3 rRNA genes are annotated in these 5820 nt (G+C 55.8%); all 3 read left to right on the top strand.

From position 1 onward, the window contains the following. Positions 1-182: 182 nt before the first annotated feature. A 16S ribosomal RNA gene (locus FQ377_RS14545) occupies positions 183-1721 on the top strand. A gap of 578 nt (positions 1722-2299) precedes the next feature. After that, positions 2300-5455 (top strand): 23S ribosomal RNA (locus FQ377_RS14540). Positions 5456-5696: 241 nt separating this feature from the next. Then, positions 5697-5813 (top strand): 5S ribosomal RNA (rrf, locus tag FQ377_RS14535). The 16S, 23S and 5S rRNA genes sit together here, the layout of an rRNA operon. Positions 5814-5820 lie beyond the last annotated feature (7 nt).

The raw sequence follows: 5820 nt of genomic DNA, 5'->3' as shown, positions 1-5820 counted from the left end.
CGTTTGCTCCTGTTGTTTGAGAACTCAATAGTGTGCCAAGTTTTTTGATACCGATTGTTTGTTGATTGGTTGAATTTGCTGGTCGCCGTCGTTGTGGTGGTGGCTGGTTTTTTTGGCTGGTTTCGAATTTTGTGCAGCATTGTTGTCCGTTTTCCCGGGTGATGGTGTTGTGTTCGTAGTTTTTTACGGAGAGTTTGATCCTGGCTCAGGATGAACGCTGGCGGCGTGCTTAACACATGCAAGTCGAACGATGATCTCCAGCTTGCTGGGGGGATTAGTGGCGAACGGGTGAGTAACACGTGAGTAACCTGCCCTTGACTCCGGGATAAGCCTGAGAAATTGGGTCTAATACTGGATACGACCTTCCCGCGCATGCGGTGTTGGTGGAAAGCTTTTGTGGTTTTGGATGGACTCGCGGCCTATCAGCTTGTTGGTGGGGTAATGGCTTACCAAGGCGACGACGGGTAGCCGGCCTGAGAGGGTGACCGGCCACACTGGGACTGAGACACGGCCCAGACTCCTACGGGAGGCAGCAGTGGGGAATATTGCACAATGGGCGAAAGCCTGATGCAGCGACGCCGCGTGAGGGATGAAGGCCTTCGGGTTGTAAACCTCTTTCAGTAGGGAAGAAGCTGGTCCTTTGTGGGGTTGGTGACGGTACCTGCAGAAGAAGCGCCGGCTAACTACGTGCCAGCAGCCGCGGTAATACGTAGGGCGCAAGCGTTATCCGGAATTATTGGGCGTAAAGAGCTCGTAGGCGGTTTGTCGCGTCTGTCGTGAAAGTCCGGGGCTTAACCCCGGATCTGCGGTGGGTACGGGCAGACTAGAGTGCAGTAGGGGAGACTGGAATTCCTGGTGTAGCGGTGAAATGCGCAGATATCAGGAGGAACACCGATGGCGAAGGCAGGTCTCTGGGCTGTAACTGACGCTGAGGAGCGAAAGCATGGGGAGCGAACAGGATTAGATACCCTGGTAGTCCATGCCGTAAACGTTGGGCACTAGGTGTGGGGGACATTCCACGTTTTCCGCGCCGTAGCTAACGCATTAAGTGCCCCGCCTGGGGAGTACGGCCGCAAGGCTAAAACTCAAAGGAATTGACGGGGGCCCGCACAAGCGGCGGAGCATGCGGATTAATTCGATGCAACGCGAAGAACCTTACCAAGGCTTGACATGAACCGGAATGATGCAGAGATGTGTCAGCCACTTGTGGCCGGTTTACAGGTGGTGCATGGTTGTCGTCAGCTCGTGTCGTGAGATGTTGGGTTAAGTCCCGCAACGAGCGCAACCCTCGTTCCATGTTGCCAGCGGGTTATGCCGGGGACTCATGGGAGACTGCCGGGGTCAACTCGGAGGAAGGTGGGGACGACGTCAAATCATCATGCCCCTTATGTCTTGGGCTTCACGCGTGCTACAATGGCCGGTACAAAGGGTTGCGATACTGTGAGGTGGAGCTAATCCCAAAAAGCCGGTCTCAGTTCGGATTGAGGTCTGCAACTCGACCTCATGAAGTTGGAGTCGCTAGTAATCGCAGATCAGCAACGCTGCGGTGAATACGTTCCCGGGCCTTGTACACACCGCCCGTCAAGTCACGAAAGTTGGTAACACCCGAAGCCGGTGGCCTAACCCCTTGTGGGAGGGAGCCGTCGAAGGTGGGACCGGCGATTGGGACTAAGTCGTAACAAGGTAGCCGTACCGGAAGGTGCGGCTGGATCACCTCCTTTCTAAGGAGCGCCTCGAGGTCGTTCGCTCATCCCAAGTGGTGGGTGTGTGTCCTTGCAGGAGTTAGCCCATAGCGCGGGCGTTTGTTCCGCGGTGGGTGCTCATGGGTGGAATATCAGAGAATAGGTTCATTCGGTGATGTCGTTGGTGTCGTAGTACGCCTTTCGTGCAGTGTCTGGTTCTTCGCAGTGATGTGGGGTGGCCAGGTGGTGTGTGGGGGTTGGAAAGTGATGCTGGTGGTGTTGGTGGGTGAGGCGTTTGGCACACTGTTGGGTCCTGAGATAACAGGGCTCCTTGTCGTCGTTGTCCCTTGGTTCGTCCGGGGGGTGGTGATGGGTGGGGGTTTTCCGGTTGTTTCTGGTTTTCCTGCGCATGCTGCGTCCGTCCCTTGTGTGGGGTGGGTGTGGGTGTGTCGGGGTTGTTGGTTGAGAACTGCATAGTGGACGCGAGCATCTTAAAAACTGTGAGCGGAGTGTCGTGCGTTGATGGGTGTGCTGGTGGTCTTGTCTTGCTTTCGGGTGAGGTGGGGGTGTTGGTTCGCTTGTTGTGTGCGGTGTTTCGTGAGCTGAGTGATTTTTGTGGTCAAGTTTTTAAGGGCACACGGTGGATGCCTTGGCATCAGGAGCCGAAGAAGGACGTGGGAATCTGCGATAAGCCTGGGGGAGTTGATAACCGAACTTTGATCCCAGGATGTCCGAATGGGGAAACCCCGCCCGGCGCGCGAGTGACCGGGTGACCCGTATCTGAACACATAGGGTACGTGGGGGGAACGTGGGGAAGTGAAACATCTCAGTACCCACAGGAAGAGAAAACAATAGTGATTCCGTCAGTAGTGGCGAGCGAACGCGGATCAGGCTAAACCAGTGGTGTGTGATAGCCGGCGGGCGTTGCATCACTGGGGTTGTGGGACTTTCCGTACCAGTTCTGCCGGATTGGTGAAATGTGTGCGTGCGTATAGGTGAACGGGTTTGAAAGCCCGGCCGGAGAGGGTGTAAGTCCCGTAACCGTAATGCGTGACGCCGTTTGGAGAGGATCCCAAGTAGCACGGGGCCCGAGAAATCCCGTGCGAATCTGCCAGGACCACCTGGTAAGCCTAAATACTCCCTGATGACCGATAGCGGACCAGTACCGTGAGGGAAAGGTGAAAAGTACCCCGGGAGGGGAGTGAAATAGTACCTGAAACCGTGTGCCTACAAACCGTCGGAGCAGACTTGTTTCTGTGACGGCGTGCCTTTTGAAGAATGAGCCTGCGAGTTAGTGTTACGTCGCGAGGTTAACCCGTGTGGGGAAGCCGTAGCGAAAGCGAGTCTGAATAGGGCGAGTGAGTGGCGTGATCTAGACCCGAAGCGAAGTGATCTACCCATGGCCAGGTTGAAGCGACGGTAAGACGTCGTGGAGGACCGAACCCACTTCAGTTGAAAATGGAGGGGATGAGCTGTGGGTAGGGGTGAAAGGCCAATCAAACTTCGTGATAGCTGGTTCTCCCCGAAATGCATTTAGGTGCAGCGTTGCGTGTTTCTTGCCGGAGGTAGAGCTACTGGATGACTGATGGGCCCTACAAGGTTACTGACGTCAGCCAAACTCCGAATGCCGGTAAGTGAGAGCGCAGCAGTGAGACTGTGGGGGATAAGCTTCATAGTCGAGAGGGAAACAGCCCAGACCACCAACTAAGGCCCCTAAGCGTGTGCTAAGTGGGAAAGGATGTGGAGTTGCGAAGACAACCAGGAGGTTGGCTTAGAAGCAGCCATCCTTGAAAGAGTGCGTAATAGCTCACTGGTCAAGTGATTCCGCGCCGACAATGTAGCGGGGCTCAAGTACACCGCCGAAGTTGTGGCATTCACATATGTACCCAAGCCGGAGACTTGTTCTTTTGGTTCAGGGGTGTGGATGGGTAGGGGAGCGTCGTGTGGGCGGTGAAGTCGCGGTGTGAACCAGCGGTGGAGCCTACACGAGTGAGAATGCAGGCATGAGTAGCGAAAGACGGGTGAGAAACCCGTCCGCCGAATGATCAAGGGTTCCAGGGTCAAGCTAATCTGCCCTGGGTAAGTCGGGACCTAAGGCGAGGCCGACAGGCGTAGTCGATGGACAACGGGTTGATATTCCCGTACCGGCGAAGAACCGCCAATACTGATCGAGGGATACTAACCGCCAGAAGCATGACCGCCCACCCTTGTGGTGACGTGGTTTTTTGTGGATCGCGGGACCTGATCTTGGGAGGTAAGCGTATTAACAGGTGTGACGCAGGAAGGTAGCCGAGCCGGGCGATGGTAGTCCCGGTCTAAGGATGTAGGGCGGACCATAGGCAAATCCGTGGTCCTGGTTTAGATACCGTGCTTGAGATCTGATGGGACCCCCGTATGGGGGAATTCGGTGATCCTATGCTGCCTAGAAAAGCATCGGCGCGAGGTTCCAGCTGCCCGTACCCCAAACCGACACAGGTGATCAGGTAGAGAATACTAAGGCGATCGAGAGAATTATGGTTAAGGAACTCGGCAAAATGCCCCCGTAACTTCGGGAGAAGGGGGGCCCCAACCTTGACCGGTACGTGCTACCGGGAGGGGATCAGGGCCGCAGAGACCAGGGGGAAGCGACTGTTTACTAAAAACACAGGTCCGTGCGAAGTCGCAAGACGATGTATACGGACTGACTCCTGCCCGGTGCTGGAAGGTTAAGAGGACCGGTTAGTTTCACGCTTGCGTGGGACGAAGCTGGGAATTCAAGCCCCAGTAAACGGCGGTGGTAACTATAACCATCCTAAGGTAGCGAAATTCCTTGTCGGGTAAGTTCCGACCTGCACGAATGGAGTAACGACTTCCCCGCTGTCTCAACCATAAACTCGGCGAAATTGCAGTACGAGTAAAGATGCTCGTTACGCGCAGCAGGACGGAAAGACCCCGAGACCTTCACTATAGTTTGGTATTGGTGTTCGGTGTGGCTTGTGTAGGATAGGTGGGAGACTGTGAAGGGTGGACGCTAGTTCGCCTGGAGTCATCGTTGAAATACCACTCTGGTCACTCTGGATATCTAACTTCGGCCCGTAATCCGGGTCAGGGACAGTGCCTGATGGGTAGTTTAACTGGGGCGGTTGCCTCCTAAAAAGTAACGGAGGCGCCCAAAGGTTCCCTCAGCCTGGTTGGCAATCAGGTGGCGAGTGTAAGTGCACAAGGGAGCTTGACTGTGAGAGAGACATCTCAAGCAGGGACGAAAGTCGGGACTAGTGATCCGGCGGCACATTGTGGAATGGCCGTCGCTCAACGGATAAAAGGTACCTCGGGGATAACAGGCTGATCTTGCCCAAGAGTCCATATCGACGGCATGGTTTGGCACCTCGATGTCGGCTCGTCGCATCCTGGGGCTGGAGTAGGTCCCAAGGGTTGGGCTGTTCGCCCATTAAAGCGGTACGCGAGCTGGGTTTAGAACGTCGTGAGACAGTTCGGTCCCTATCCGCTGCGCGCGCAGGAAATTTGAGAAGGGCTGTCCTTAGTACGAGAGGACCGGGACGGACGAACCTCTGGTGTGTCAGTTGTACTGCCAAGTGCACCGCTGATTAGCTACGTTCGGATGGGATAACCGCTGAAAGCATCTAAGCGGGAAGCCTGCTTCGAGATGAGATTTCCATACACCTAGAGTGTGAGAGGCCCCCAGCCAGACCACTGGGTTGATAGGCCGGATGTGGAAGCAGGGACTAACGACCTGTGAAGCTGACCGGTACTAATAAGCCGATAACTTACACCACACACCCCCCACCCCACCACGGTGGAAACCGGCGGGGGAGTGAAAATCACACATGCTACGCGTCCACTATGCGGTTCCCAACCAACAACAGGAAACCACCACCACCACCACAGGTGGAAACTCACAACTGAATACGCAACACGTACACCCAGACTTACCGGCACCCCCACCCCGCACCCACCCCCCACACACAAGAGGGGGCAGCAGCGCAGGAACCAGGGGACGCGACCGGTACACAGGGTTACGGCGGTCATAGCGTGGAGGAAACGCCCGGTCCCATTCCGAACCCGGAAGCTAAGACCCACAGCGCCGATGGTACTGCACCCGAGAGAGTGTGGGAGAGTAGGACACCGCCGGACAACCACA

It is taken from the genome of Arthrobacter echini (assembly GCF_008107445.1).
Classification (GTDB): domain Bacteria; phylum Actinomycetota; class Actinomycetes; order Actinomycetales; family Micrococcaceae; genus Arthrobacter_D; species Arthrobacter_D echini_A.
This window is presented reverse-complemented; position numbering and strand designations above follow the sequence as displayed.